This window comes from Calditerricola yamamurae, from assembly GCF_054654135.1.
This window is the reverse complement of the sequence record NZ_BAAIFH010000004.1, coordinates 721589-747700: the sequence shown is the minus strand read 5'-3', so window position 1 is coordinate 747700 and position 26112 is coordinate 721589. Positions and strand designations below refer to the sequence as shown.

The 26112-nt window shown below is 64.4% G+C and carries 31 protein-coding genes; all 31 read right to left on the bottom strand.

Going from position 1 to position 26112, the window contains the following annotated elements; translation table 11 throughout:
• Positions 1-483, bottom strand: a 483-nt coding sequence (gene fabZ / locus ACYQ0Z_RS05195) for a 3-hydroxyacyl-ACP dehydratase FabZ (protein ID WP_459865171.1), incomplete at its 3' end; no start/stop codon positions are given.
• 163 nt (positions 484-646) lie between these two features.
• On the bottom strand, positions 647-1162 hold the full coding sequence (locus tag ACYQ0Z_RS05190; protein WP_459865057.1) for a CDP-alcohol phosphatidyltransferase family protein: 516 nt from the start codon (positions 1160-1162) through the stop codon (positions 647-649).
• A 163-nt stretch (positions 1163-1325) separates the two neighbouring features.
• Entirely contained in the window at positions 1326-2231 is a 906-nt protein-coding gene (locus tag ACYQ0Z_RS05185) for a flagellar hook-basal body protein (protein WP_459865028.1), read from the bottom strand.
• A gap of 16 nt (positions 2232-2247) precedes the next feature.
• The gene (locus tag ACYQ0Z_RS05180) at positions 2248-3198 is read right to left on the bottom strand and encodes a flagellar hook-basal body protein (RefSeq protein WP_459865026.1); all 951 of its coding nucleotides are present in this window, start codon (positions 3196-3198) and stop codon (positions 2248-2250) included.
• 315 nt (positions 3199-3513) lie between these two features.
• On the bottom strand, positions 3514-3810 hold the full coding sequence (gene spoIIID, locus ACYQ0Z_RS05175) for a sporulation transcriptional regulator SpoIIID (protein WP_459865010.1): 297 nt from the start codon (positions 3808-3810) through the stop codon (positions 3514-3516).
• Positions 3811-4000: 190 nt separating this feature from the next.
• Positions 4001-4738, bottom strand: a complete 738-nt coding sequence (locus ACYQ0Z_RS05170) for a peptidoglycan DD-metalloendopeptidase family protein (RefSeq protein ID WP_459865007.1) — start codon at positions 4736-4738, stop codon at positions 4001-4003.
• A 103-nt stretch (positions 4739-4841) separates the two neighbouring features.
• Positions 4842-6035: a stage II sporulation protein D gene (spoIID, locus tag ACYQ0Z_RS05165; RefSeq protein WP_459865004.1), complete on the bottom strand. Its 1194-nt coding sequence runs from the start codon at positions 6033-6035 to the stop codon at positions 4842-4844.
• Positions 6036-6204: 169 nt separating this feature from the next.
• Positions 6205-7509 (bottom strand): UDP-N-acetylglucosamine 1-carboxyvinyltransferase, encoded by a 1305-nt coding sequence (gene murA, locus ACYQ0Z_RS05160; protein ID WP_459865002.1) that lies wholly within the window; start codon positions 7507-7509, stop codon positions 6205-6207.
• Between the two features lie 41 nt (positions 7510-7550).
• A complete protein-coding gene (locus ACYQ0Z_RS05155; RefSeq protein ID WP_459864999.1) occupies positions 7551-8306 on the bottom strand; it encodes a YwmB family TATA-box binding protein in 756 nt (251 codons plus the stop codon).
• 75 nt (positions 8307-8381) lie between these two features.
• Positions 8382-8618: a DUF1146 family protein gene (locus ACYQ0Z_RS05150; RefSeq protein ID WP_459864997.1), complete on the bottom strand. Its 237-nt coding sequence runs from the start codon at positions 8616-8618 to the stop codon at positions 8382-8384.
• A 229-nt stretch (positions 8619-8847) separates the two neighbouring features.
• Positions 8848-10395, bottom strand: a complete 1548-nt coding sequence (nuoN, locus tag ACYQ0Z_RS05145; RefSeq protein WP_459864994.1) for an NADH-quinone oxidoreductase subunit NuoN — start codon at positions 10393-10395, stop codon at positions 8848-8850.
• A 6-nt stretch (positions 10396-10401) separates the two neighbouring features.
• On the bottom strand, positions 10402-11907 hold the full coding sequence (locus ACYQ0Z_RS05140; protein ID WP_459864992.1) for a complex I subunit 4 family protein: 1506 nt from the start codon (positions 11905-11907) through the stop codon (positions 10402-10404).
• Positions 11904-13760, bottom strand: a complete 1857-nt coding sequence (gene nuoL, locus ACYQ0Z_RS05135; RefSeq protein WP_459864990.1) for an NADH-quinone oxidoreductase subunit L — start codon at positions 13758-13760, stop codon at positions 11904-11906. Before nuoL ends, ACYQ0Z_RS05140 begins: the two co-directional genes overlap by 4 nt.
• 4 nt (positions 13761-13764) lie before the next feature.
• Positions 13765-14076, bottom strand: coding sequence for an NADH-quinone oxidoreductase subunit NuoK (nuoK, locus tag ACYQ0Z_RS05130; protein ID WP_459864988.1), 312 nt, complete (start codon positions 14074-14076; stop codon positions 13765-13767).
• Complete coding sequence (locus ACYQ0Z_RS05125) at positions 14073-14576, bottom strand: NADH-quinone oxidoreductase subunit J (protein ID WP_459865168.1); 504 nt, start codon at positions 14574-14576, stop codon at positions 14073-14075. The genes nuoK and ACYQ0Z_RS05125 overlap by 4 nt, the downstream gene beginning before the upstream one ends.
• Before the next feature lie 8 nt (positions 14577-14584).
• Positions 14585-15031: an NADH-quinone oxidoreductase subunit NuoI gene (nuoI, locus tag ACYQ0Z_RS05120; protein WP_459864986.1), complete on the bottom strand. Its 447-nt coding sequence runs from the start codon at positions 15029-15031 to the stop codon at positions 14585-14587.
• A gap of 103 nt (positions 15032-15134) precedes the next feature.
• Entirely contained in the window at positions 15135-16142 is a 1008-nt protein-coding gene (nuoH, locus tag ACYQ0Z_RS05115; RefSeq protein WP_459864984.1) for an NADH-quinone oxidoreductase subunit NuoH, read from the bottom strand.
• Positions 16142-17245: an NADH-quinone oxidoreductase subunit D gene (locus tag ACYQ0Z_RS05110; RefSeq protein WP_459864982.1), complete on the bottom strand. Its 1104-nt coding sequence runs from the start codon at positions 17243-17245 to the stop codon at positions 16142-16144. Before ACYQ0Z_RS05110 ends, nuoH begins: the two co-directional genes overlap by 1 nt.
• 4 nt (positions 17246-17249) lie before the next feature.
• Positions 17250-18023: an NADH-quinone oxidoreductase subunit C gene (locus ACYQ0Z_RS05105; RefSeq protein ID WP_459864980.1), complete on the bottom strand. Its 774-nt coding sequence runs from the start codon at positions 18021-18023 to the stop codon at positions 17250-17252.
• Positions 18020-18541: a NuoB/complex I 20 kDa subunit family protein gene (locus ACYQ0Z_RS05100; protein ID WP_459864978.1), complete on the bottom strand. Its 522-nt coding sequence runs from the start codon at positions 18539-18541 to the stop codon at positions 18020-18022. The genes ACYQ0Z_RS05105 and ACYQ0Z_RS05100 overlap by 4 nt, the downstream gene beginning before the upstream one ends.
• Entirely contained in the window at positions 18532-18897 is a 366-nt protein-coding gene (locus ACYQ0Z_RS05095; protein ID WP_459864976.1) for an NADH-quinone oxidoreductase subunit A, read from the bottom strand. The genes ACYQ0Z_RS05100 and ACYQ0Z_RS05095 overlap by 10 nt, the downstream gene beginning before the upstream one ends.
• Positions 18898-19000: 103 nt before the next feature.
• Entirely contained in the window at positions 19001-19255 is a 255-nt protein-coding gene (gene atpC / locus ACYQ0Z_RS05090) for an ATP synthase F1 subunit epsilon (protein WP_459865166.1), read from the bottom strand.
• A 39-nt stretch (positions 19256-19294) separates the two neighbouring features.
• Positions 19295-20701, bottom strand: a complete 1407-nt coding sequence (gene atpD, locus ACYQ0Z_RS05085; RefSeq protein WP_459864974.1) for a F0F1 ATP synthase subunit beta — start codon at positions 20699-20701, stop codon at positions 19295-19297.
• Positions 20702-20734: 33 nt separating this feature from the next.
• On the bottom strand, positions 20735-21592 hold the full coding sequence (gene atpG / locus ACYQ0Z_RS05080; protein ID WP_459864972.1) for an ATP synthase F1 subunit gamma: 858 nt from the start codon (positions 21590-21592) through the stop codon (positions 20735-20737).
• 36 nt (positions 21593-21628) lie between these two features.
• Entirely contained in the window at positions 21629-23140 is a 1512-nt protein-coding gene (gene atpA / locus ACYQ0Z_RS05075; protein WP_459865164.1) for a F0F1 ATP synthase subunit alpha, read from the bottom strand.
• A gap of 12 nt (positions 23141-23152) precedes the next feature.
• Positions 23153-23716, bottom strand: a complete 564-nt coding sequence (locus ACYQ0Z_RS05070; RefSeq protein WP_459864970.1) for a F0F1 ATP synthase subunit delta — start codon at positions 23714-23716, stop codon at positions 23153-23155.
• On the bottom strand, positions 23713-24198 hold the full coding sequence (atpF, locus tag ACYQ0Z_RS05065; RefSeq protein WP_459864968.1) for a F0F1 ATP synthase subunit B: 486 nt from the start codon (positions 24196-24198) through the stop codon (positions 23713-23715). The genes ACYQ0Z_RS05070 and atpF overlap by 4 nt, the downstream gene beginning before the upstream one ends.
• Before the next feature lie 146 nt (positions 24199-24344).
• Positions 24345-24563, bottom strand: a complete 219-nt coding sequence (atpE, locus tag ACYQ0Z_RS05060) for a F0F1 ATP synthase subunit C (RefSeq protein WP_054670699.1) — start codon at positions 24561-24563, stop codon at positions 24345-24347.
• A 136-nt stretch (positions 24564-24699) separates the two neighbouring features.
• The gene (gene atpB / locus ACYQ0Z_RS05055; protein ID WP_459864965.1) at positions 24700-25434 is read right to left on the bottom strand and encodes a F0F1 ATP synthase subunit A; all 735 of its coding nucleotides are present in this window, start codon (positions 25432-25434) and stop codon (positions 24700-24702) included.
• Positions 25435-25467: 33 nt separating this feature from the next.
• Positions 25468-25848: an ATP synthase subunit I gene (locus tag ACYQ0Z_RS05050; RefSeq protein ID WP_459864963.1), complete on the bottom strand. Its 381-nt coding sequence runs from the start codon at positions 25846-25848 to the stop codon at positions 25468-25470.
• Positions 25845-26036 (bottom strand): AtpZ/AtpI family protein, encoded by a 192-nt coding sequence (locus ACYQ0Z_RS05045; RefSeq protein ID WP_459864961.1) that lies wholly within the window; start codon positions 26034-26036, stop codon positions 25845-25847. Before ACYQ0Z_RS05045 ends, ACYQ0Z_RS05050 begins: the two co-directional genes overlap by 4 nt.
• Between the last annotated feature and the right edge of the window lie 76 nt (positions 26037-26112).

Sequence of the window (26112 nt, the reverse complement as noted above, 5' to 3'; positions counted from 1 at the left end):
CACGTGGCCCAACGCAAACATCAGCTCCCCTTCCGCCACCACGGTTTCGCCCACCTTGGCCACGCCGCGCCCCTTGCCAATGCTGCCGCGCACGCGGGTGAGCTCCACCTCCAGCGTGAGCACGTCGCCCGGCTTCACCTGGCTGCGGAAGCGGAAGTTGTCGATGCCGGCGAAGAAAGCAATCTTGCCGCGGTGTTCCTCGGCGGCCAAGATGGCCACGGCGCCCACCTGGGCCAGGGCCTCGACAATCAGCACGCCGGGCATGACGGGGTAGCCGGGAAAGTGGCCCTGGAAGAAGGGCTCGTTCATGGTCACGTTCTTTTGGCCCACGGCGCGCTTGCCCACTTCCAGCTCGAGGATGCGGTCAACGAGCAGGAACGGGTAGCGGTGGGGAATGATCTCCTGAATCGCCTGTACATCCAGCACGGCCGTCCCTCCTGTTGGTGGTAATCCTGCCGGCAGCTTTTCCGCCGGCGCGCACATAGCGGGCGCGTCGCGCGACGCATACTGAAAACGACCCTTGGCTGGCGAGAGGCAAAAGCCGATTCCGCCGGCTGAGGTTGACATAAAGGGGCATCCGGTGCAGGGGCCACGCCGCAAGCCCAGCCCCGCGCTTCGGGATGCCCTTTGTCGCGCTCGCCACCAATTACGCAGCGTTGATGCGCTTGAACTTGATCAGGTAATTGAAGCTTGTGACGAAGGAAAAGGCAATGACCGCCCACAGCACGTTTTCCGCGTAGGGATAGTCGAACATGATCAGCAGGAACGTGATGTAAAACATCACCGTGGTCGCTTTGCCGAGAGCATTGGCCGGGAGGGGCTTTTTGCCGTTGAGGTGAAACAGCGCCGACCCCACGATCATGCCGATGTCCCGAACGAAAAAGACCCCCGCCGCCAGCCAGCTGATGCGATCCGTGAGGACAAAGGACAGGATGACGGCGATCATCATCAGCTTGTCGGCCAGCGGGTCGAGCATGATGCCGATGTCCGTCACCTGCTTGTACTTGCGGGCCAGGTACCCGTCGATGATGTCGGTAAGCCCAGCGGTGAGGAGCACCACAAAGGCCCATTGCGTCGCGTAGGGGTGGCCCGAAAAAAACACCACGAGGTAGAGCGGGACGAGGGCAAAACGGCACAGGGTCAGCAGGTTGGGGACGTTCATCAGTCGGAACCCTCCCTCGCGAATTCCCAACACGCCCGCGCGCGGCCATCTCCCGCGCAAACCGGCGGCCGCGCCCGGAAGCGAACCGAAACCATTATACTACACCGCGTCTTGGCGAGGGGAAAGCAAGCGGTTCCCCGCGAAGGGAGGAACAATGCGCGCCCTATCGGCGCATCTGGTTGGCCAGGCTCCACATCTCGTCGGCCATTTGCAGGGCGCGCAGGTTGAGGGAATAGGCCCGCTGGGCAGTTAGGAGGTCGGTCATCTCCTTCACCAGCTCCACGTTGGATCCCTCGAGCATCCCCTGACGGATGGTCACGCGAGCCCCTTCCCCTGTGCCGCCTGGGTCAACCGGCACCAGTTCGTTTTCGTCCGCCGCAAAACGGTTTTCCCCAATGGACCGCAGCCGCTCGCCGCTGGGTACCCGCCACAGACCGATGCGCAGGCCGGTGTCGATGGTCCGGTCGCCCTCTTGCACGAAAATGCGTCCGGATGCGTCGATGACCAGGTCGCGTTCGCTCACCGGCCGCCCCGACGGAAGCGGATCGAGCACCACATAGCGGTTCGGGTCCCCGGGCGCGGCCCCCTGCCGCACCACAAAGTCGCCCTGCGGCGTCACCAGGGCCATGCGTCCCGAACCGTCGGGCAGGGGGGACAGGTGGAAAGCGCCGGCACGGGTGAGGGCGCGGCGCACGATGGGACGGCCGTTTTCGTCGACCGCCTGCCCGGCCCCGTCCCGCACCGGCTGTTCCACCAGGAAAAAGCCGTCTCCCTCGATGGCGAGGTCAAGCGGCCGGTTCGTCTCCCGCATCACCCCTTGGGTCAGGGACAGCGGCGTGGCGGCCAGGTGCATCCCGTAGCCGACGCGCAGGCCGGGAGGGGTGAGGCGCCCGGCCTCCTGTTCACGAACGGGCTGGTTGTTCACCTGGGTGTAGAGCAGCTCGGCAAAGACGGCATCACGCCGCTTGTACCCCGGCGTGTCGAGATTGGCCAGGTTGTGCGCCGTCACGTCGATGCGCTCCTGCAGAGTACGGAGGGCTCCCGCAGCGATAAGGGCGGAAGTGTTCACGCTCGTGCCACCTCGCTCATACTTTGCCCACTTCACCGAACAATCTTTCGAGGGTCTGGTCGTAGGCCTGCACCACGCGCTGGTTGGCCTCATAGACGCGCAGCGCTTCCATCAGGTCGACCATCGTCTGGGCGGGATCGAGGTTCGACGCCTCGTAAAACCCCTGCCGCACGCCGCCCTGGGCGCGCAGCGCTTCCCGCAGGCTCGCCCCCGCCGCCGTGCCCGGATCAAGAGGCACCAGGAGGCCTTCGTCCCCCTCCCAGCGGTAGTGGCCGTCCCCTTCGCGCACCATGCCGTGCGGGTCTAAGGCCGCCACCAAGCCGAGCAGGCGGTCGACGAGGGGCTGACCGCCCGGGCCGAGAACCGGTTGGCCGCGGCCATCGACGAGGCGCACGCGCCCGTCGGCATCGACGCGCAGCTCGCCGGCGGCGTAGGCCGCCGCCTGCGTGGGATCGGCCGGGTTGTAGAGCCGGATCGGCGCGCCGGTCGCGTCCAGGACACGCGATCCGCCCGGCGTCACCAGATAGCCCTCGCCGTCGACGGTAAAGCGGCCGGCGCGGACATAGCGCACCGCGCCGTCGGGCCGCGCAACGGCAAAAAACAGCGTCGCTTTTTGCGGCGCACCGGTTTCCTCGTTGAGGTACAGCCGGTCATCGTACAGGGCAAGGTCAAGGGGCGAACCCGTCTCCACCAGATCACCCTGACGAAAATCGGCAACGCGCTCCTGCACGTACACGCCGGTGGTCAGCGGCCCGACGAAGGCTTGTCCCACCGCCAAACGGCGAGGAAGGGCCATGGATTCGCTCCCCTTGATGCGCGCCAGCAGCATCTCCGGAAAGGCCCGCTGCACCGGTCGTTCTGCTTTGTACCCCGGCGTCTGGGCATTGGCCGCGTTGAGCGTCAGCGTTTCATAGCGGCGTTCCTGCGTCACCATGCCCGATACGGCCGTATACAGACCGCGGATCATCCAATCCCTCCCGAACTCCCCACAACCCGATGGGGCTGGCTTGTCCCTTCCCCCTTCGGCAGCCCGGTAAGAAGTCCGGCCGGCGGTGCATCCTGCCCGTTTGGGTCTCGTCAGCCTTGTCCTCGACAATCGTAACAGAAGAGGCGGTGACGACATCCCCAACGAACAGCGATATCGGTGGTTCCACCGCCTTGTGATCACCCGGTTGCCGCTCGGTTCCGCACGCACCATGCCGGCGTCGCCGGCGAAATGGACACATCAAATTGTATATTCGCTGTCCTGCATGAAATTCCTCTTTTTTCTGCTGCCGAGCCCTCACGACCGGTTTTGCGCCTGGGCGTCCGATCCCTGTTGTTTTTTCTCCGACCGTCCCTTGTACTTGATCTTGGTCGCTTCCCCACCGCGAATATGGCGAATGGACTTGTGGTATTCGAGGATTTCCTTCACCTGGCTGGCCAGTTCGGGATTGATCTCCGGCAGGCGTTCGGTCAAATCCTTGTGCACGGTGCTTTTGGATACCCCGAACTTTTTGGCAATGGTGCGAACCGTGTTTCGGGTTTCCACAATGTAGCGCCCGATCTTGAGGGTTCGCTCCTTGATGTAATCGTGCACGCCCCTCGCCTCCCTCGGGTTGTGGGTTTGGTACAGTATATTGGCAAGGAGCGCACGGTATTCGATTTTCCCCAGCCTGACAAGCGATTTCGCCGTTTCCGCCACCGAGGGACAAGCGGTGCGCAGTGGCAAACGCGTCCAACAGCACATCACGGCCCGCGCGGACAATGTCCACGCGGGCCGTGTTCCCTTACGACTGCTGTCCGGGTTGCGTGAGGAACTTTTGCGGGTTGACCGCTTGCCCGTTTTCGCGAACCTCGAAATGGAGGTGCGGGCCCAACTCCTTCTCCAGCGCGCTCCGCCCGGCCTTGCCGATGACGTCGCCCTTCTTCACCTGGGCCCCGTCGGCCACCTTGACGTCCTCGAGGCTCATGTAGACGGTGGTCAGTTTGTCGTCGTGGCGGATTTCGACCACATAACCGACGAGCGGATCCTTTTCCACCCGCGTCACGGTGCCGTCGGCCGCAGCGACAACCTCAAAGGGCTTCTTGTCGGCCGTGGCCAGGTCGACCCCCGTGTTCGGGCGATAGGTGTTGTCAAACTTGACCAAAGCATTGGCCTGCGCGGCTTTGTCGGCCTTGTCGTCGAAGAAGTCGCGCACCACCGACACGGACACGCCCGCCGGTACCGGCCACCCCAGTTGCGGCGGTGCGTCCACGGGGACCGTCTGGCCCGGCTCCTGTGCCGTCGGGTGCTGCGGTTTCGTCACCTCAACGCCCCCCTCACTCGGCTCCATGCCCTCGTCAATCACGTAGCTGTCCGGATTCGGGTACCACACGATGAGGGCCAGGATGAGAGCCGCCGTGACGAGGTACAGCGCCGGGAATATCCACTTCTTCTTCAAAAACGCTTTCCACCGCGACGGCGCCTTCACCGTCGTTTTGCCACCCATTTCGGTCCGCTGGTTTTGATTCGCTTGCTTGTCCATTCGCATCACCTCAGCAACCAGTTTCGACGGTTCGAAACCGGTTTATACCTGAGGCGAAGCGGTTCGCCAAGAAAGCGGGAACCGTCCAGTAGCCCAGGTCCCGTCACGACGTGCGCGCCGGCGGAGTGCCGCCGAGCCAGCGCGCAGCCGGCTCGATGCGCACGCCGCGGTAATAATGCTGGATGATTTCCGCCGCTGTTTTCCCGGCCCGCGCCATGCCCTGGGCCCCCCACTGGCTCATGCCCACGCCATGGCCGTACCCCCGGGTGTGAAAGGTGATCTTCCCGTCGGCGACGGTCCACGAAAAGTTCGTCGAGGGCAAACCCAGCCGCTCGCGCACCTCCCGCCCGGTGAAGCGCCGGCTGCCGAAGCGCACCTCGGCCACATTCCCGCCCGTAGTGGTGCGCTCAACCGCCGCCCAATCGGACCGGTTCCCCTCCGGATAGGGTAGGTCTGAAAGCCCCAATTTGCGCGTAAATTCTGACCAGGTGAAGGTCACCGTTTGGCGGAAGCGGGGACTGGCTTCATCCCACGGCGACGGCACACTGCGCAGGTATGGAAGCGATTTCCCCCAGTAGTCGGCGGCGCTTTCCGTCTTGCCGCTGGCCGTCGAGAAAAAGGCGGCCAAGATCGGCTCGCCGTCGTAGGTGAGGATAAGCCCCGCCGTCTCGGCCACGGCCTTGCGGATCCGCGCCCACTTCCACGCAAAATCCGCTCCCCAGGCGGCGCGCAGCTCCCCCGGATCGCGATAGGCCTGGTCCTGGACCGTGTCGGTGACGTGGGCATTGCCGGGAACAGGCGGCCGCGGCTGCTGCAGCAGCCGATAGACGATGTACGTGCGCGCGGCGAGGGCCTGCGCCTTGAGCGCCTCCAGTTCAAACTCCGCCGGCATTTCCGCCGCCACCACCCCGGCCACGTACTCCTCCAGGGGCACCGTATCGACGCGGTCCGCCTGCGTGCGGTACACGCGGACCTCAAAGGCGACAGGGTGGGGGATCAGGCCGGACGGGCGCTTTCCCGCGGTTCCCCCCCATTCCGCCGGGTCCGGACCCCACAGGAGCACCAGCACGGCGGGAAACACCAGCACGAGCACCGCCGTCGCCACCAGTGCCAGGGCAATCCCGAACGCGTGCCGGGAGCCCAACCAGGACCCGATGCGCCGCACCCCTCGGCGCCAGCGCAGGTGCCGAAGCGAACGCATCACCTCCGGCTGCTCGACAACGGGCAGCAACCGGCCCGGCGTGTGAAACCGCAGCAATCGCGTGCGCCACGGGCGGAGCGACCGCCGGTGCGCCATGCGCGTCCCTCCCTCCGGTGGACAGCCAGGTGTGTTCATCTGTATGCCCCCGGCGGTCGCCGTAGAACACGCCAACACAAAAACGGCCGCCTGCCTGAACCCGTCAGGCAAGCAGCCGTTGGAGCGCAACCGCGTCACCCTCGGCGCGTCCCGCTTTGGACCTTCCCGGTCACGCCAAATGCGGGTACACGCGGGTAGAGGGGGCCGCCGTATCCCCATCCGACACGCGCGTGATGTCAGCCCCGAGGCGACGGAGCTTGCCCACCAAATCGACATACCCGCGGTCGATATGGTGCAACCCCGTCACTTCCGTTTCACCGTCGGCGGCCAGACCGGCCAAGACGAGCGCGGCCCCGGCGCGGAGGTCGGTGGCGCACACCTTGGCCCCGCTGAGGCGCGGCACGCCGTCGATAATGGCCGACCGGCCCTCGATCCTGATCTGCGCGTTCATGCGTTTCAATTCTTCCACATGCATAAAGCGGTTCTCAAAGACCGTCTCCGTCACCGTGCTGGTCCCTTCCGTTACGGCGAGCAGGGCCATCATCTGGGCCTGCATGTCCGTCGGAAAGCCAGGATACGGCAGCGTTTTCACATCGACCGGGCGCAAGCGCCCCTCGGCCACGACGCGAATGCCGCCATCCTCTTCCTCGACGTACACGCCCATTTCCGACAACTTCGCCGCCACGGCGCGCACGTGATCGTAAATGGCGCCTTCCACCAGCACATTGCCACGCGTGATGGCCGCCGCGACCATGAACGTGCCCGCCTCAATGCGGTCGGGTATCACCGTATGCGTCGTCCCGTGCAGGGCCTCGACGCCGTCGATGCGGATGGTGCCGGTGCCCGCCCCGCGCACCCGGGCGCCCATGGCGTTGAGGAAGGTGGCCAGATCGACGATCTCCGGCTCCATGGCCGCATTTTCAATCAACGTCGTGCCTTCGGCCAGCGTGGCCGCCATCATGATGTTCTCCGTCGCCCCGACGCTGGGCACGTCGAGGTAAATCCGGGTCCCTTTGAGCCGGCCCTGGACGCGCGCCTCGACAAACCCGTGTCCCAGCTCGATCGACGCGCCCATCGCTTCAAAGCCTTTCAGGTGCTGGTCGATGGGCCGGCTGCCGATGGCGCACCCGCCGGGCATAGCGATGCGCGCACGGCCCATCCGGGCCAGGAGCGGTCCCATCACCAAAAAAGACGCCCGCATCTTGCGCACCAGCTCATAGGGCGCCTCATAACCGTCAAGTGACGTGGCATCGATCACCAAGCGATCGCCGAAGAACGTCACCTGAACGCCCAGGTGGCGGAGCACGTCGCTGATGGTGTACACGTCATCGAGCGCCGGTGTTTCCTGAATGACGCTCTTCCCCGTCGTTCCCAAGATGGTCGCGGCGATGATCGGCAGCACAGCATTTTTGGCGCCGTGAACGCGTACGCGACCGGTGAGTCGATTGCCTCCGCGGACGATGATCTTATCCAAATTTCGTTCCCTCCGCGTCCTGTGATTCTCTTCCCACTCCATTAGTATTCGACGGTGATAAGGGGGGTTCCGACGGTCACCCACACCGCGCCATCTTCCGCGGCACGGGAGGCGGCCGCCTGGATGTTCATCCTCCTGCTCCCGGTTGCCAAGCCGCCGGACAGCAGGGGGCTGTACCCCGAAATGCTATACATCGCGTCGTCCACGGCCACTTCGACGACCGTCGCCCGCAGCGCGCGCAGGACGGCCGCCGTTGCCGTCTCGCGGAGGTCGCCCGCTCCTGCTCCTTTCCATTCGCCGCGCAGCGTGATGTCGAGGTGCGCCGGGAACCCTTCGGCCGCAAGCCATGCGGACAGGCGCTGCGCATCGCGGCGAACGTCTGCCGCCCGGGGCGCGAGGCGCGTCCAATTCATGGCCACCACGCGGGCGCCGCCGGGGCCGTCAAGGACCGCGACGCGCACCGTGACGCCCGTCTCCGGCGCTCCCGTCGCCCGCAGCCCCGCCCACTCGTGCCGGGCGAGCGGCGCCACGGTCATCCGGGCCGTCGGGATCACCTGCTGTTGAAAGCGCGCCAGCAACGCTTCCGGGCGGGCCATCTGCGCACCCGCCTCCACCTGCCGATAGGCGTGAAGCGTTACCTCCTGCGCGATGACACCGGCAGACATGGTCGCCTCCCACAGGCGTTGGACGTTTTCTGTCCCTCCGGTGTCGCGCCCGGTCCACCCGGCCACCAAAAAAAGGGCCATGATCCACCACATCTGCACGACTCTGGCGGTTTTCCCCATGCCTTTCCCCATCCGGCCCTCCCCCTTAACCGTTCCACCGTTCCTACGTTCAGTGTGGACGGCCGGGAAAGGCCCTATACCTGGGGACTACGAGAAGAGGGTGTGCAGGAGAAGCGACCACCCGAGGTAGTCGGACAGGAACGCGGCCACACTCGAACCCACGAGAAGCGCCAAAAACACGATGAGCAACCTGGCCTGGGGGCTATCCGGGCGGCGGAGAAACAGGTCCCACTTCACCGCTTGCAGGACCCACCACGCAAGGCCAATGCACGCCAGCGACAGCACAATGTTCACCAATGCGTTGAGGCCCATGTTGTCCCCCACCGTCCGTTCCCCCTTCCACGGCAAGACAAACCGATCCGTCATTTTATTATACCGGAACGCTTTCGAACAGAAAACAAAATTTCACCAAACCGTCGGTTTTTCCCGTCCGCGCGCCCGGAACACGGGGAACGGTCGCCCCGCACCCCGGGATCGCGCACTTGCACGGCCGGTTTCGGCCGCGCCCCGTAAAAAAACGGCGCCCTTCCCCGGAGGAAGGGCACCGCTTGCGCTACTCGGCCAGCGGAAGGAACATTTCCGAAAAGTTGAAGGTGTGGGCCAGGAGATCGAGGGCGGGATCGGGCAGGAGACCCAGGAGCACCGTCGCCGCCGCCGACAGGGCGATGACCGTCCCCACCGTCGGCGGAACGCGCACGCCGGGGTCCCCTTCCTCCCCGGTCCGCAAGAACATTTGCCGGATCACGGCGAAGTAGTACACGAAGGACACCACGCTGGTCAGGACCATGATCGCCGCCAGTGCGTACATCTCGCGGCCCACGGCGCTGAGGAAGAGGTAGAACTTCCCGATGAATCCGGCCGTAAGGGGCAGCCCGGCCAGCGACAGCAAAAACAGCGTCATCGCCAACGCCAAAAGCGGCGAGCGGCGAAAGAGTCCGGCGAAGGCACGCAGGTCTTCCGAGCCGCGGTCGCGGGCGACCAGCTGGATGACGGCAAAGGCGCCCATGGTCATGAACAGGTACGCGACCAGGTAGAACATCATCTGGCTAAACACCATGGTGGTCAGCGAGGCGAAGGGCACAAGCAGGTACCCAGCGTGGGCGATGCTGGAGTAGGCCATCATGCGCTTGACGTTGGTCTGGCGCAGGGCGACGGTGTTGCCGATGATCATCGATGCCGCGGCCACGGCGCCGACGTATACGTTCAGCTCGGAGAACAGGAGCGGCGAACCGTCCAGCGGATTGGCCAAGCCCAAAAATGCCGTCAGGAGCAGGCGCAGCAGAAGGGCAAAACCGGCGGCCTTGGACACGACGGCCAGAAAGGCGGTCACCGGTGTCGGCGCGCCCTGGTATACGTCGGGGGCCCACATGTGGAACGGCGCGGCAGCGATCTTGAAAGCCACACCGACCACGAGGAGGAAGAAGGCCACGTACACGAGGTAGGCGTTCCCGCTCACATAGGCGTCGCGAAGGCCCTCCCCGACCGCTAAGAGGTTAGTCGAACCGGTCAGCCCGTAAAGGAAGGACATGCCGTAGAGGGTGATCGCCGAGGCGATGCCGCCGTTCACGACGTACTTGAACGCCCCTTCCACCGCCGGCAGGTATTGCCGGCGCAGGGCCACGAGGATGTACGACGACAGGGCCAGCACCTCCAGACCGACAAACAGCACGATCAGGTCGGCCGCCGACGCGAGCATCATCGCCCCCAAGAGGCCCGTGAGAAGCAGGTAGAAATACTCGCCGCGGTCGCGGATGGCCTTCTCGCCACCACTCGCTTCCCCGCCCGGTCCCACGTCCGCCACCGCGAGCAGCAGGGCGAAGGCCGCGCCGGCCAGGAAGACGAGCTTGAAGGCGTTCGCGAAATCGTCCACCCGGTACATGTCGTACAGGATGTGCGTCGGCTCGGCCTGCACGTTCCGCCACACCAGGAAAGCGGCGATGAGGATGCCGGCCAGCCCCAGCCAGGCCAGCGGGCGGCGATCGCGGCCAGCGGGCAGGAGCAGGTCGAGAATTGTCAGCAGCGTGGCCGCGCCGAGGATGACCAGCTCAGGGGCCATCGCGCCCCAGTTCCAGTCGAGCACGTTTTTCACCGCTTCGTCCATGGAGCATCACCCTCCGATCCGCCCGGGCAGGGCTGCGGCCAAGGTTTGCACGGCATGGTGGAGCACGTCGCCCAGCACGGCCGGCCAGACACCAAGGAGCACAATGAAGGCAAGGAGCACCAGCATCGGCGTCACCTCAGCGGCGGTGGCATCCCGCAAACCGGCGAGGGGCTGTGGCGTCGGACCAAAGGTGGTGCGCAGTACGGCCCGCAGGAGGTACGCCGCCGCCAGGACGATGCCAACCGCCCCCACCGCCGCCAGGACCGGCTGGACGCGGAACAGGCCGAGGAAGGCGAGGAATTCGCTGAGAAATCCCGACATCCCGGGCAGGCCCAGCGAGGCCATCGCCGCGGCCAGCAGCATGCCCGAGGCGACGGGCATCGACTTGGCCAGCCCGCCCATTTCCGTCACCGTCGACGTGCCGGTGCGCTCCCAGATCACGCCAACCAGGAGGAACAGGAGCGCCGAGATGAAGCCATGGGACACCGCCTGGAACACCGCGCCGGTGAAGCCCGTCTCGTTCATCGCCGCCAGGCCCAGGAGCACGATGCCCATGTGGCTGATGGACGAATAGGCAAAAACACGCTTCAGGTCGCGCTGCACCAGGGCCAATACCGCGCCGTACAGGACGTTGACCAGCCCCCACGCCGCCAAGAACGTGGCCAGCTTGGCAGCCACCTCCGGGAAAAAGCCAACGCCCATGCGCAACAGCCCATAGGCGCCCATCTTGAGCTGGATGCCCGAGTGGAGCATCACCACGGGCGGCGGGGCCTGCACGTGGACGCGGAGCATCCACGTGTGGAACGGGAAGAGGGGCAGCTTCACCCCGAAGGCAACCAGCAGGAGCCCGAAGAGGACCAGCGCGGCCGTGTCGGACAGCACAGGAATCGGCGCCTGGTGCAAGGCCTCGGCCACGCGCACAAAGGACAGGTCGCCCACCCGCACGAACAACGTGAGGATGGCCAGGAGCAGCAGCGCTGATCCGACGCCGTTGTAGACGAGGAAATGGAGGGCGGCCTGCTCCCGCTCGAGGTAGCCCCACTTCGAAATGAGGAAGAACATCGGGATCAGTGTCAGCTCGAAGAAGAGGAAGAACAAGAACAGGTTCTGGCTCGTGAACACGCCGAGCATGCCCACTTCCAAGAGGAGAAAACAGGCAAAGTAGGTCTTCAGGTTCTGGCGGATGTGCATCGACGCCACCGCCGCCACCGCCGTGACGATGGTCGTCAGCAGGACGAGGGGCAGCGAGAGGCCGTCGACGCCCAATTCGTAGTCAACCGGAAACGCCACCTCGCCCACCGGGATGGCAAACCAGCGCGCCTTCTCGGCAAACTGCAGCCCGCCCTCCGGCGCAAAGCGGGCATACAGCACAAGGGAAAGGACCAGCGGCACGAAGGTGGCCAGCACGCCGATGGCGCGGATCAGGGCGGTTTGGCCGCGTGGCACGAAAAGCAGGGCCAAAACCCCCACGAGGGGCGAAAACGTCAAGAACGTCAGCAAATGCCCGTTCATCGCCAGTACCCTCCTGCCAGCGTCAGCCCGACGACCAAGAGGACCAGCCCGCTCACGGCCACCAGGCCGTAGGTTTGCAGCTGCCCGTTCTGCAGCCGCTGTCCGGCGCGCCCGACTCCCGCCGTTAACTTGGCCACGGCGCGCACCAGCCCGTCGACCGCTACACGGTCGACGGCGTCCAGCACCGTCCCGAGGGCCAGCAACGGACGAACCAGCACCCGATCGTACAGTTCATCCACATAATACTTGTGGACCAGCAGGCGGTAGAGGCCCGGGAACCGCCCGGCCACCGCCGCCGGATCGCGGGCATCGCGTCGGCCGTAGTACTGCCACGCCACGGCGATGCCGGCCAGCGACACCACCGTGGTGAGCACCATTACCCACAGGGCGTGCCCCGGCTCGGCCACCGCCGCCGGCAAGCCCTGTGTGAGCCAGTCGCCGAACCCCAAAAGCGACACCGCACCGGCGACAACGGCCAGCACGGCCAGCACGGCCATCGGCAGCGTCATAACCGCCGGCGCCTCGTGGGCGTTGTGGTGTTGGCGCAGCTCGCCTCCGAAGACGAGGAAAAAGAGGCGGAACATGTACAGCGCGGTGAGGAACGCCGTGGCCATCGCCGCCCAGAACCAGATCGGCGACGCGCCCGACCAGGCCGCCAGCAGGATGGCGTCCTTGGAGAAGAACCCCGAGAGCGGCGGCACGCCGGCGATGGCCAAGCAGCCGATGAGAAAGAAGGTGCCCGTCACCTTCATCCGCCGGAACAGGCCGCCCATCTCGCGAATGTCCTGGGTGTGCACGGCGTGGATCACGGCCCCGGCGGCGAGGAACAGGAGGGCCTTGAAGAAGGCGTGGGTCATCAGGTGGAAAATCCCCGCCACGTAGCCGGCCGCTCCGAGGGCCAGCATCATGTACCCGAGTTGGCTCACCGTGGAGTAGGCCAAGACGCGCTTGATGTCGGTCTGCACCAAGCCGATGGTGGCGGCAAACAGGGCCGTGAACGCGCCCACGCCGGCCACCACGTCCAGCGCCGCCGGCGACTGGGCAAAGAGCGGGAACGTCGCCGCCACGAGGTACACGCCGGCGGCCACCATCGTCGCCGCATGGATCAGGGCGCTCACCGGCGTGGGGCCTTCCATGGCGTCCGGAAGCCAGGTGTGCAGCGGAAACTGGCCCGACTTGCCCATGGCCCCGAAGAAGATCAGCAAACAGGCCAGGGTAATTTGCCACGGCGCCAGCGTCCCGTCCTGCGCGGCACGGAAGACATCGGCATAGTCGAAGCTGCCCGCCCACCAGAACAGGAGGGCGATGCCAATGAACAGCCCGAGGTCGCCGACGCGGGTGACGAGGAACGCTTTCTTCGCCGCCGCCTTGGCCTCCGGCTTGAAGTACCAGAAGCCGATGAGCAGGAACGAGCAGACGCCGACCAGTTCCCAGAAAATGTACAACTGCAGGAAGTTGGGCGACAGGACGAGGCCCAACATGGAGAAGGTGAAGAGGGCCAGGTATTGGTAGAACACGGCGATCCGCTCGTCACCGGCCATGTAGCCGCGGGAATAGACGTGAACGAGAAAGCTGACCAGCGAGACGATGACGAGCATCAAGGCGTTGAGGGGGTTCACCTCAAACCCCATCGTGATCGTCCGCTCGCCGACGGTCAGCCACTCCCACACGCGCGTCGTTCCGGCACCGGCGACGCGCATCTCCCACAGCACGGCAAGCGACAGCACGAAGGCGCCGAATGTGGCCACAATGCCGATGTAGGCCGCACCCGTCCGCAGCCGGCGCCCCACGGCGGTGATCACCGCGAAGGCGAGCAGCGGGAAAAGCGGGATGAGCCATGCGCTTTGGATCATCGAATCACCTCTTCAAGGTGTCCATTTCGTCCACGTTGACCGTGGAGCGCCTCCGGTACAGCGCGATGAGGATCGCAACCCCCACCGCCGCTTCCGCCGCGGCGACGGTGATGTTGAACAGGGAGAACACCTGCCCCGCGATGCCGGGTTGGGGTCCGTACTTGGAAAAGGCCACCAGATTCAGGTTGACGGCGTTCAGCATCAACTCAATGCACAAGAGAACGACGACGGCGTTGCGCTTTGTCAGCGCGCCGTAGAGCCCGATGCAAAACAAAAAGGCAGCCACCAGCAGATAGGATGCCAGCGTCACCGTCATGCGTCATGCCCCTCCTTCCGGGCCAGCACAATCGCCCCGACCAAGGCGACGAGCAGGAGCACGGAAACGAGCTCAAAGGGGATGACGTACTTCGTAAACAGTGCCTTCCCGATCTCAAGCGTGTTCGCCTCCGCCAACTTCCCCTCGCCCGCGGGTACCAAGGCGACGATGCCCTTGAACAGCGCCACGAACAGGGCCAGTACGGCAACAAAGGCGAAGGTGCGGTGCCGCCGCCGGCGATCCTGTTCCTCCTCGTCGACGTCGTGGCGCGTCAGCATGATGCCGAACAGCATGAGGATGGAAACGGCACCGGCATAGATGAGCACCTGGGAAAAGGCCACGAACTCCGCCTCCAGCATCACGTACAGGCCCGCCAGGCCGAGGAAGGAGAAGGCCAGGGCGACCACCATGTGCACCACCCGGGTGAAGCTGAGCATGAACACGGCGCCCCCCAGGGTGATGAGGGATAGCAGAAAAAAGGCGACGAATTCCCCGCTGATCCCCGCGGTCACGATTTTTTCCCCCCAGGCAGGAGATTGGTGCTGTTTTCGCTCCGCACGTTCGTGTTGTTGGCGGCCAGCCACTCGCGGTCCTTGAACAGCTCATCGCGGCTGTAGGCGGCCAGCTCGAAGTTGTTCGTCATCACAATCGCTTCCGTCGGGCACACCTCGGTGCACAGATCACACAGGATACAGATTTCAAAATTGATGTCGTAGGTGTCGATCACTTTGCCTTTTTTCGTCGGATCCGGATGCGGCTTGCCCGTCAGGTTGATGCACTGGGTCGGGCAAATGCGCTCGCACTGGTGGCACACGATGCACTTGTCCGGATCGAAGTGCTGGATGCCACGAAAGCGATCGGGCATCTTCACCGGCACATCCGGGTACCGATAGGTCACCTTCTTCTCCGTCAGCCGGCGCAGGGTATACCCCAAGCCTTTGGCCAGTCCGAGCATGGCTCTCCCCCCTTTCGCGAACCCCGTTCGCCACGCAATAACCGCCCTTCGTCGATCGCCCGCGCTACGCTGGCCGTTCGCACCTCACCGGTGCCGTACGCGGTTACGCCACCAGTTCCTTTACCAGCGCCGTCAGGAACAGATTGAGCAGGGCCAGCGGCAAGAGCACCTTCCAGGCGAAGGTCATCAGCTGGTCGACGCGCACGCGCGGCATCGTGGCACGCAGCCAGAACAGGAAGAAGACACAGAAGGCGAACTTCAGCGCAAACCACACCAGGCCCGGGACGAAACCGAGCGATTCGATCGGCGGATGCCAACCGCCAAGGAAAAGCACCGTCGCCAAGGCGGACATGGCAAAGACGTAGACATATTCGGCCAGCATGAAGAAGGCAAAGCGGAAGCCGCTGTACTCGACATGGTAGCCGGCCACCAGCTCCGACTCGGCCTCCGGCAGGTCAAAGGGCGTGCGGTTCAGCTCCGCGAGGGCGGCGACGACAAAGACGGCAAAGCCGAGGATCTGCTTCAGGAAAAACCAGTTCCAAAAACCCCCGGATTGCGCGGCGACGATCTCCTTCAGGTTCAGGCTGCCCGCAAGCAGGACGACGCCGATCACCGAAATGACCAGCGGGATCTCGTAGCTGATCATCTGCGCCACCGAGCGCATCCCGCCGAGGAGGGCGTACTTGTTGTTCGACGCCCAGCCCCCGAGGAGGATGCCCAGCGTGGTGATGCCCGACACGGCCACGTAGTAGAGCAGGCCGACACCGAGATCGGCAAAGTGGAGCGTCTCCGTGAAGGGCAGCACGGCCAACACGGCAAAGGCCGGCACAAAGGCAATCACCGGCGCCAGAATGAACAGCGTCCGGTCGGCCCTGTCCGGAATGACATCCTCCTTGACAAGCAGCTTCAGCACGTCGGCCACCGACTGCAGGAGACCATACGGTCCCACGCGGTTGGGCCCGCGGCGCAGCTGGATCCACCCGATCACCTTGCGCTCGAAGTAGATGGCATAGGTGACAAACAGGAGCACCACGAGCAACATGGCCACCGCGGAGGCGAGGAAGACCGCCGCCGTCGTCCAGGAGAGGGGCTGGGAAAGCCAGTGCGCCATCAGCAATCCACCTCCCCGAGCACGATGTCGATCCCGCCGAGGATGGCCACGATGTTGGCCATGTTCTCACCGATCAGCAGCTTCGGCAGGATCTGCAGGTTGTGGAAGGACGGGCGGCGGAACTTCAGCCGATAGGGTTTGTCCTTCCCCTTGCTGTGGATGTAGCAGCCCAGCTCGCCGCGCGGGGCCTCGATGCGCACGTAGGTCTCGCCCGCCGGCGGGCGAATGACGCGCGGAACCTTGGCCATCACCGCACCCTCCTTGGGAAACTGCGCCACGGCCTGCTCGAGGATGCGCAGGGACTGGCGGATCTCCTCCATGCGCAGGAGGTAGCGGGCGTAGCAGTCGCCCTCGGTGGCCACCGGCACGTCAAACTCGAAGCGGTCGTAGATGGAATAGGGCTCATCTTTCCGCACGTCGCGCCTGACGCCGGTGCAGCGCAGGTTGACACCGGACAGGCCGTAGGCGATGGCGGTCTGCGCGTCGTACTTCCCGACGCCCTTGAGGCGACGGAGGAAGATCTCGTTCCCGGTAACCAGCTTGTGGTACCCGTCGAGCTGCTCGCGCATATACGGGATGAAGTCGCGCACCTTGTCGATCCACCCGTCCGGGGCGTCCCACTTCACCCCGCCGACACGCATGTAGTTGAAGGTGATGCGCGCGCCGCACAGCTCATTGAACAGGTCGAGGATCTTCTCCCGCTCCTCCATGGCATAGAGAAACGGGCTCATCGCCCCGAGGTCGAGGAGATACGTGCCGAACCACAGCAGGTGGCTGGCGATGCGATTCAATTCCATGACGATAACCCGCAGGTACTCGGCACGCTCCGGCACCTCGATGCCCATCATCGTCTCCACCGCATGGCAAAGGACGTAGTTGTTCGTCATCGCCGACAGGTAGTCCATGCGGTCGGTGTACGGAATGATCTGCGTGTAGGTGAGGTCTTCCGCCAGCTTCTCCGTGCCGCGGTGGAGATACCCGATGACCGGTTGGGCGTCGGTAATGATCTCCCCGTCGAGCTTCACGACCAGGCGAAACACGCCGTGCGTGCTCGGGTGTTGCGGTCCCACGTTGAGCAGTAATTCTTCGGTGCGCACGGCCATGTGCTCACACCCCTTCGTCCAGCGGCTGGTAGTCTTTGCGCAACGGGTGGCCCACCCAGTCATCGGGCAAGAGAATGCGCTTCAGGTTGGGGTGGCCCGCAAAGCGAATCCCCACCAGGTCGTATGCCTCCCGCTCCGGCCAGTCGGCGCCGGGCCAAATGTCGGTCACCGAGGGCACCGTCGCCTGCTCCCGGTCCGCCTTGACGCGAACGGCCAAGCGGTGCCCCTTTTGGTAGGAATCGAAATGGTAGTACACCTCGAGGTGCGTCTCGTGGTCGATGCCGACCAGCACCGACAGGTAATCGAAGGCCAGCTCGGGATGGTCGCGAAGCAAGCGGGCCGTCTCGTGCCAGCGTTCGTTCTTCACCACCAGGGTGGGAACATGCTTGGCCAGGCGGTTGATGTACGCCTCCTCGATGACGCCGTCGCCCAACTCCCTCGTGATCACATGCACAATGTGGTCCAGCACAGGCTGCATCGGCGACGGCTCTTCCGGTGCCGCCTCTGCTTTTGCCGTTTTGGCCCCGCCTTGGGCCGCCGCCCGCGCCCGGGCCGCCGCTGCGGCGCGCGCCCGGGCTGTCGTCTTCCCTTCAGCCTTGGCCTCGGGTGCACCGCCGGTTTTTGGTGTACCCTCGGCGTCGGGTGTGCCGCCCTTGTCGGCAGAAATGGGGGCCTCCCCGCCGCCCGCCGGCGACGTCGTCGCTTCCTCCGGCACCGGCTGTTCAGAACGCCGGGAATCTTGCGTCGTTTCCGGTTGCGCCTTGTCGCGTTCGCTCACGAGCGGGTCACCTTCTTCTGCCCGGTTTTCGCCTGGGCACGAATTTTTTCTTGCAGCTTCTGGATGCCGTAGATGAGGGCCGCCGGCGTCGGCGGACAGCCGGGGATGTACACGTCGACGGGCACGATCTGGTCAACGCCCTTGACAACGGCATACGAGCGCACATAGGGCCCCCCGGCCGTGGCACAGGATCCCATGGCGATCACCCACTTGGGCTCGGGCATCTGGTCATACAGGCGGCGCAGGATGGGCGCCATCTTCTTCGTCACCGTGCCGGCAACGATCATCAGGTCCGCCTGGCGCGGCGACGCACGGAAAATGACCCCGAAACGGTCCAGGTCGTACCGCGAGGCGCCGGCGGCCATCATCTCGATGGCACAACAGGCCAACCCAAAGGTGAGCGGCCACAGGGAGTTCGAGCGCGCCCACGCCTTGATCTGCTCGAGGGTGGTCAGCAGGACGTTCTGCCCCACTTCCCGTTCTTCTTCTGGCGTCAGCCCCTCAATCCTCACGTCCATGTTAACACCTTCTTCTTCCACGCATACACCAGTCCAATGAGCAGGAGCGCGATAAAGATCAGCACTTCCACCAGCGCGAACAGCCCCAGTTGATTGTATGCCACTGCCCACGGATACAGAAAGACGGTTTCCACGTCAAAGATGACAAACAGCAGGGCAAACAGGTAATAGCGCACGTTATACCGAACCCAGCTGGAGCCCGTCGGCTCGACACCGCTCTCGTAGGGCTTGCCCTTTTCCGGCGTCGGCCGGTGTGGGCGAAGGAAGCGTCCCAGCGTAAGCGCCGCTACCGGCAACAGCAGGCCGAGCAACACAAATATCGACACAAGAACGTAATTGTTGATGTATTCGATCATCGGCGTCCCTCCATGGGCAGAGTCGTCACCCCTTCTAGCATAGCAAAAACAAGAAAAAAAAGCACCTCGCAACCGGGAGCTTCCCGTTGCGAGGCGCGCACGTTTACCGCCCGGGCCATTCGGCCGCTTCGGCGAGGATGGTCACGCGGTCCTTGCGCACTTCCAGGAAGGCCCCGCGCAGGTGCACCACCTGCTCGCGGTCCTCCTGCTTGATCGTCACCGGGCCGTCCTTGAGCGGCGTGACGAGAGGCATATGCTGGGGCAGGATGCCCAGGTCCCCCTCCACGCCCTTGGCCAAGATGAAGGTGACCTCGTCGGAGAAGACCGTCGCATCCGGCGTGACGATGTCCAGTCGCATGGTGCTCACGGCCGTTTCCTCCTTCTCCGGCGAAGCGCCTTACAGCGTCTTCGCCTTTTCCACCGCTTCGTCGATGGTCCCGACATAGAGGAAGGCCGCTTCCGGCAGGTCGTCGTGCTTGCCCTCGAGGATCTCCTTGAACCCGCGGATGGTCTCCTTGAGCGGGACGTACTTGCCCGGCACGCCGGTGAACTGCTCGGCCACGTGGAACGGCTGGGACAGGAAGCGCTCGATCTTCCGCGCGCGGGCGACGATCAGCTTGTCCTCGTCGGACAGTTCGTCCATCCCGAGAATGGCGATGATATCCTGCAGCTCCTTGTAGCGCTGCAGCACCTGCTGCACGCCGCGCGCCACCTGGTAGTGCTCCTCGCCGACGATGTGCGGCTGGAGAATGCGCGACGTCGAGGCAAGCGGGTCCACGGCCGGGTAAATGCCCTTCTCGGCGATGGAACGCTCCAGGTTGGTCGTCGCGTCGAGGTGGGCAAAGGTCGTGGCCGGCGCCGGATCGGTGTAGTCGTCGGCCGGCACGTAAATGGCTTGGATCGAGGTGATCGACCCTTTTTTCGTCGAGGTGATCCGCTCCTGCAGCTGGCCCATCTCCGTGGCCAGTGTCGGCTGGTAGCCCACCGCCGACGGCATGCGGCCGAGGAGGGCCGACACCTCCGATCCGGCCTGGGTGAAGCGGAAGATGTTATCGATGAAGAGCAGCACGTCCTGGCCGTACTCGTCGCGGAAGTACTCGGCCATGGTCAGCCCGGTGAGGGCCACGCGCAGACGGGCGCCCGGCGGCTCGTTCATCTGGCCGAACACCATTGTCGTCTTGGAGATGACGCCCGACTCCTTCATCTCGTGGTACAGGTCGTTCCCCTCACGCGTGCGCTCGCCGACCCCGGCAAAGACCGACAGTCCGCCGTGCTCCATAGCCACGTTGTGGATGAGCTCCTGGATGAGCACCGTCTTGCCAACGCCGGCACCGCCGAAGAGGCCGATCTTCCCCCCCTTGGCGTACGGGGCGAGGAGGTCGATCACCTTGATCCCCGTCTCGAGGATCTCCGTCGTCGTGGCCTGCTCGACAAAGGGCGGAGCCGGACGGTGGATCGGGTCACGCCGCTTGGCGTTGACCGGCCCTTGGTTGTCGATCGGCTCCCCGAGGACGTTGAACACGCGGCCCAGGGTTTCTTCCCCCACCGGCACCGAGATCGGCGCCCCGGTATCCACTGCTTCCATGCCGCGCACCAGGCCGTCTGTGGAGGCCATGGCCACACAGCGCACCAGGTTGTCCCCCAGGTGCAGGGCCGCTTCCACGGTCAGGTCGATGTCCCGCTCCCCGGGCTTGGTTGCTTTGTGCTGGATCTTGATCGCGTTGTAGATGGCAGGCAGGTGTCCGCGTTCAAACTGGATATCCACGACCGGACCCATCACCTGCACGACGCGTCCCTTGTTCATCGCCTTCCCTCCCTGTGCGCAAAGACTCCCGTCCTATTGCAGGGCGTTGGCGCCGGCGACGATCTCGGCAATCTCTTGGGTGATCGACGCCTGGCGGGCCCGGTTGTACATGAGGGTCAGCCGCTCGATCATCTCCGCCGCGTTGTCCGTGGCGTTGCCCATCGCCGTCATCCGCGCGGCGTGCTCGCTGGCCTTGGCTTCCAGGAGGCCGCTGTAAATGAGCGTCTCCGCGTAGCGCGGCAGGAGCACCTCCAGCACCGCCTCCGGCGAGGGCTCGTACTCGTAGGAGACCCCCGCTGCTGCTTCCCCCACGTCGGTGAGGGGCAGCAGCACCTTCTCCACCGGTCGCTGCACCACCGGGTTGACGAACTCGTTGTAGATGAGCACGAGCTCGTCAACGGAGCCGTCGGCATACATCTGCACCGCCGTCTTGGCGATTTGCTCGATGTCAGCGAAGGTGGGAAAGTCGGAAACGCCGACAATCTCCGCCACCACCGGGTAGCCACGTTTCTTGAAAAAGTCACGCCCCTTGCGCCCCACGGCGATGATGGCGTATTCCTTCTCCGAGGCGTGTCGCTCGCGGATGCGCTTCAAGGTCGCCCGGATGACGTTGGCGTTGTAGGCGCCGGCCAGGCCGCGGTCGGCGGTGATCACCACGTACCCGGTCCGCTGCACCGGCCGGGCCACGAGCATGGGGTGGCGCACCCCCTTGGTCCCCCGGGCGATGCTGGCGATCACCTCGCGTATCTTTTCGGCGTACGGGCGGGCGGCCTGTGCCCGCTCCTGGGCGCGACGAAGCTTGGCCACAGCCACCATTTTCATCGTCTTGGTGATCTGCTGGGTGTTCTTCACGCTGCGAATCCGGCGCTTGATCTCACGGGTGCCCTTCATCCCATCTCACCACCCTTTCCGTCCACGCCCGTACGCTTACGACGCGGAGGGCACAAAGGTCTTCTTGAAGGCCTCGATGACCTCTTTCAAGCGGTTTTCATCGGGCAGATCCTTCGTCGTGCGGATGTGCTCGTAGATGTCCGGGGCCTGCTGTTCAATGTAGGCGAGCAGCTCCGCCTCAAAGCGGCGCACGTCCTCCACCGGGATGTCGTCCATGAAGCCGCGCGTCACGGCATAGATGCTGACCACCTGCTTTTCGACGGGCATCGGCTTGAACTGTTCCTGCTTGAGGATCTCCGTCACGCGCTTGCCGCGCTCGAGACGGGCCTGCGTGGCCTTATCGAGGTCGGAGCCGAACTGGGCGAAGGCCTGCAGCTCGCGGTATGCCGCCAGGTCGAGGCGCAGCGTACCGGCCACCTTCTTCATCGCCTTGATCTGCGCCGCGCCGCCAACGCGGGACACCGACAGCCCGACGTTGACGGCTGGCCGGATCCCGGCATGGAACAGGTCGGGCTCCAGGTAGATCTGCCCGTCGGTGATGGAGATGACGTTCGTCGGGATGTACGCCGACACGTCGCCGGCCTGGGTCTCGATGAACGGCAGCGCCGTCAGCGAACCGCCGCCGAGCTGGTCATTCAGCTTGGCCGCGCGCTCCAGGAGGCGGGAATGGAGGTAGAAGACGTCACCCGGGTACGCTTCGCGGCCCGGCGGACGGCGCAGGAGCAGGGAGAGCTCGCGGTAGGCCGCCGCCTGCTTGGACAGGTCGTCGTAGACAATGAGAACGTGCTGTCCCTTGTACATGAAGTACTCGCCCATCGCGCATCCCGCATACGGCGCCAGCCACAGGAGCGGAGCGGGTTCCGAAGCGTTCGCTGCCACGACGATCGTGTAGTCCATCGCCCCGTACTTCTTCAGCGTTTCCACGACGCTGGCCACCGTTGACTGCTTCTGGCCGATGGCGACGTAGATGCAGATGACGCCCTGCCCCTTCTGGTTGATGATCGTGTCGACGGCGATGGCCGTTTTCCCCGTCTGGCGGTCGCCGATGATCAGCTCGCGCTGCCCGCGGCCGATGGGGATCATCGAGTCAATGGCCTTGATCCCCGTCTGCAGCGGCTCGTGCACCGAACGGCGATCGACGACCCCCGGTGCCGGCGACTCGACGGGCCGGTATTCCGTCGTCTCGATGGGCCCCTTGCCGTCGAGGGGCTGCCCCAGCGGGTTGACCACGCGGCCGAGGAGGGCTTCCCCGACGGGCACCTCCATGATGCGGCCCGTCCGCTTCACCTGCATGCCCTCGCGGATGCCGGTGAACGGCCCGAGGATGACGATCCCGACATTGTCCTCTTCCAGGTTCATCGCCAGGCCCATGATCCCGTTGTCAAACTCGACCAGCTCACCGGCCATGACGTTGTCCAGCCCGTGTACACGCGCGATCCCGTCGCCGACCTGGATGACCGTCCCCACGTCGGCCGTTTCCACCGCCACCTGGAAGTTCGCAATCTGCTGTTTGATGAGCGAGGAGATTTCTTCCGGCTTGATGCTCAAGCTCATCACCGTTCACCCCTGTATCTGGAGTTGGGAACCGGTACGGACCAGGGTTTGCTGAAAGCGGTTCAACTGGCTACGCACACTGCCATCGATCACGCGGTTGCCAATCCGCACAACGAGCCCACCGAGGATGGCCGGATCGACGACGCTCGTCACCCGGACTCGATTGCCGATGGCGCGACCCAAACGGTCGGCGATCGCCTCCTGCGCCTCTTGATCCAGCGGAACGGCCGTCGTCACCTCGGCGTCGACCACACCGCGCGCCTCGCTGGCCAGACGGCGATACACCTCGGCGATGGCCGGCAGCACATTCATCCGCCCCCGATCGATCAGCAGATGCAGCAGGTTCCGCAGTTCCTCGACCCACGCGCTGCCCGCTAACCGGTCGATGAAGGCTTTCTTCTCTTCCGCCGGAATCAACGGATGCGTGAGGAACCGGTGAAACTCGCGGTTGGTGCGGAACAGCTGCACGATCTCCTCCAGCTGCTCCTCGACGGCATCCAGCCGGTTGCGCTCCACAGCGACGTCAAAGAGCGCCCGCGCATACCGCTTGGCCACGACGCCGCTCGTCATGCCGAATCGCCTACCTGCTGCAGGGTCTTCTCAATCAACGCCAGCTGCTCGCGCTCGTCGAGTTCCTTTTCGATGATCTTCGCTGCAAGCATTACCGACAGCGCGCCGACCTGCTGTTTGAGCTCGGCGAGGGCCTGCTCCTTTTCGCGAAGGATCTCGGCACGCGCCTCCTCGACCATCCGCTCGGCGCGCTCCCTGGCTTCCTTGAGGATTGCCTCGGCCTCACGCTCGCTGTGCTGCTTGGCGCGCTCGATGATCTCCTGGGCTTCGCTACGCGCCTGGGCCAGGAGATTCTTCTGTTCCTGCAAGAGCGCCTCCGCTTCCTGGCGCGTCCGCTCGGCCGTCGCCACCTGGTCCTCAATGTATTGCTGGCGGCGCTCCATGACCCGCATTGCCGGACCAAACACATAGCGGCGCATCAGATACAGCAGGATGAGGAACGCGAGAATTTGGAAGAAAAACGTTCCGAGTTCGAAATGCATCCGACGGCCACTCCCTTCTTCTGCGCACCTTTCGGTATTCAACAACCCCGCACGGACGGCAAAACCTCGCAAAAAGTAAGGCGAAGGTTAACCTGCAAAGAGGTTAACCTCGCCATGGCAGTTGTTTCGTTGCCGCCACACGGCCGTTAGATGTTGGTGAACAAGAGGATCCCGAACACCACCGCGATGATCGGCAACGCCTCGATCAGACCAACACCGATGAACATGAGCGTCATCAGGTTCCCGCGCGCTTCGGGCTGACGGGCCACCCCGTCGATCGTCCGGCTGATGACCAACCCGTTACCGATACCGGCGCCCAGCGCCGCCAAACCGAAAATCAGAGCCGTTGCAAGCGCGAAGTCCATGTGGAAACCCTCCTCGAAGCAAGTTGGTTGTCAGAAAACACCCACAAGCCACACATTCCTTGCATGAGACAATTTCTCACCGAATTTTAATGTGAGGATCAAACAAAAGCGCCTTCTACACGCCGTTCGAGGCTCATCAGTGGTGATCATGCGCCACCTTCTGCGAAATGTACACCAGCGTTAGCATGGTGAAGATAAAGGCCTGGATCGTACCAACGAAGACGGAGAATCCCAGCCAGGCCACCAGCGGCAACGTGCCGTACAGCCCGATCACCACCAGCAGGGCGATCAGCACCTCGCCGGCGAAGATGTTCCCGAAAAGACGCATCCCCAGCGTAAGCAGTTTGGTCAGCTCCTCGATTAGGTTAACCGGGAAGAACAGGAAATTCGGTTCGAAATAGTGCTTCACATAGGTTTTCGGGTTGCCGCGGATGCCAACGTAGTGCGAATAGACAAACACCATCGTCGCCAGGGCCATCGTCACGCTGACGTTCGCCGTCGGCGACGCCCACCACGACACGTGATCACCGGCCTTGATGCCGAGGAACGGCACGTCCGTTGCAAAGGTCGTCTGCACGTTGAAGAGCAGGCCAAGCTGGTTGGAAACAAAGATGTACATGAACAGGGTCAAGGCCAACGTTACGTACCGCTCGGCCACCTTCTCCGGCATGCTCGTCCGCGCCAACCCGCGCACGAACTCGATCAGCCACTCGAGGAGATTCTGCCATCCCCGCGGCTGGCGAACGTCGAGGTTGCGCACAGCGAGACGGCCGATGAGGAAGACAATCGCTCCGGCGATCACCGTCGTCATCATGGCCACCAGGTTGAAGTCCAGCGGGCCGATGGTGATGACCGGAAACTTGTGTTCCACCCTCCCCACTTCCCTCCTTTCTCTCCACGGCGGTCACATCCTGTTGCGCAAGGCATCGGCCAACAGGGTGCAAGCGGCCACCAACGGAGCAACCGGTAAGCCCACCACAACGCCCACGACGGAGAAGACATGGGGAAAGCGAGCCACCAGCAGGCCCGCCGCTGCGGCCATGGCCAGCCGCGCCATGGTGCCGATGCCGCGCGCCCGCCCCGTCGGTTGCGCTAGTCCCTCCACAAACCCGCGCACACGACGCGCCGCGTGGTATGCATTGTACATGCTTACGGTTGTTCCCAAGAGCAACCCAGCAAAAAATGGTTTTGCCGGGGTCAGCGCCCAGGCAAGAACCATTCCCACACTTGCCCATATGGTGATGCGCAAGGTGCGACGCAGTCGCATGGCGAGGGGATCGTTCATTCGTCGCCCCCCAAATACGGCCTCAGGATGCGAACGATACCGTAAATGCCCACCGCAAGACCACCCAAAAGCCCTACTACCAGTAGCCAAGGGTGCGTGCCCCAGGCACGGTCGGCCCAGGTCCCCGCCCAGTATCCCAGAAGCACGCTGGCCGCCAGCTGGCCGGCCATGGCGCTTACCACCGCCATGGCCCGCCACCCTTTCCACGAACCGTTCGGCTCCATGCAACCGCCTGCTTTCCAGAACCATCATCGTCCATCTTAG

Bases quoted from the DNA above. Each gene is read 5' to 3' on its own strand.
- ACYQ0Z_RS05170 (WP_459865007.1), bottom strand. From the start codon at position 4,738: ATGGACAAGCAAGCGAATCAAAACCAGCGGACCGAAATGGGTGGCAAA.
- atpC (WP_459865166.1), bottom strand. From the start codon at position 19,255: ATGCGACTGGACATCGTCACGCCGGATGCGACGGTCTTCTCCGACGAG.
- nuoN (WP_459864994.1), bottom strand. From the start codon at position 10,395: ATGGACGAAGCGGTGAAAAACGTGCTCGACTGGAACTGGGGCGCGATG.
- ACYQ0Z_RS05095 (WP_459864976.1), bottom strand. From the start codon at position 18,897: ATGATCGAATACATCAACAATTACGTTCTTGTGTCGATATTTGTGTTG.
- nuoH (WP_459864984.1), bottom strand. From the start codon at position 16,142: ATGGCGCACTGGCTTTCCCAGCCCCTCTCCTGGACGACGGCGGCGGTC.
- nuoI (WP_459864986.1), bottom strand. From the start codon at position 15,031: ATGCTCGGACTGGCCAAAGGCTTGGGGTATACCCTGCGCCGGCTGACG.
- atpG (WP_459864972.1), bottom strand. From the start codon at position 21,592: ATGAAGGGCACCCGTGAGATCAAGCGCCGGATTCGCAGCGTGAAGAAC.
- ACYQ0Z_RS05140 (WP_459864992.1), bottom strand. From the start codon at position 11,907: ATGAACGGGCATTTGCTGACGTTCTTGACGTTTTCGCCCCTCGTGGGG.
- atpF (WP_459864968.1), bottom strand. From the start codon at position 24,198: ATGCATTTCGAACTCGGAACGTTTTTCTTCCAAATTCTCGCGTTCCTC.
- ACYQ0Z_RS05110 (WP_459864982.1), bottom strand. From the start codon at position 17,245: ATGGCCGTGCGCACCGAAGAATTACTGCTCAACGTGGGACCGCAACAC.
- ACYQ0Z_RS05050 (WP_459864963.1), bottom strand. From the start codon at position 25,848: ATGAACGATCCCCTCGCCATGCGACTGCGTCGCACCTTGCGCATCACC.
- ACYQ0Z_RS05155 (WP_459864999.1), bottom strand. From the start codon at position 8,306: ATGGGGAAAGGCATGGGGAAAACCGCCAGAGTCGTGCAGATGTGGTGG.
- nuoL (WP_459864990.1), bottom strand. From the start codon at position 13,760: ATGATCCAAAGCGCATGGCTCATCCCGCTTTTCCCGCTGCTCGCCTTC.
- atpD (WP_459864974.1), bottom strand. From the start codon at position 20,701: ATGAACAAGGGACGCGTCGTGCAGGTGATGGGTCCGGTCGTGGATATC.
- nuoK (WP_459864988.1), bottom strand. From the start codon at position 14,076: ATGACGGTGACGCTGGCATCCTATCTGCTGGTGGCTGCCTTTTTGTTT.
- ACYQ0Z_RS05070 (WP_459864970.1), bottom strand. From the start codon at position 23,716: ATGACGAGCGGCGTCGTGGCCAAGCGGTATGCGCGGGCGCTCTTTGAC.
- ACYQ0Z_RS05100 (WP_459864978.1), bottom strand. From the start codon at position 18,541: ATGGACGTGAGGATTGAGGGGCTGACGCCAGAAGAAGAACGGGAAGTG.
- ACYQ0Z_RS05190 (WP_459865057.1), bottom strand. From the start codon at position 1,162: ATGAACGTCCCCAACCTGCTGACCCTGTGCCGTTTTGCCCTCGTCCCG.
- ACYQ0Z_RS05180 (WP_459865026.1), bottom strand. From the start codon at position 3,198: ATGATCCGCGGTCTGTATACGGCCGTATCGGGCATGGTGACGCAGGAA.
- ACYQ0Z_RS05045 (WP_459864961.1), bottom strand. From the start codon at position 26,036: ATGGCGGTGGTAAGCGCCATGGCCGGCCAGCTGGCGGCCAGCGTGCTT.
- atpE (WP_054670699.1), bottom strand. From the start codon at position 24,563: ATGGACTTCGCGCTTGCAACGGCTCTGATTTTCGGTTTGGCGGCGCTG.
- spoIID (WP_459865004.1), bottom strand. From the start codon at position 6,035: ATGGCGCACCGGCGGTCGCTCCGCCCGTGGCGCACGCGATTGCTGCGG.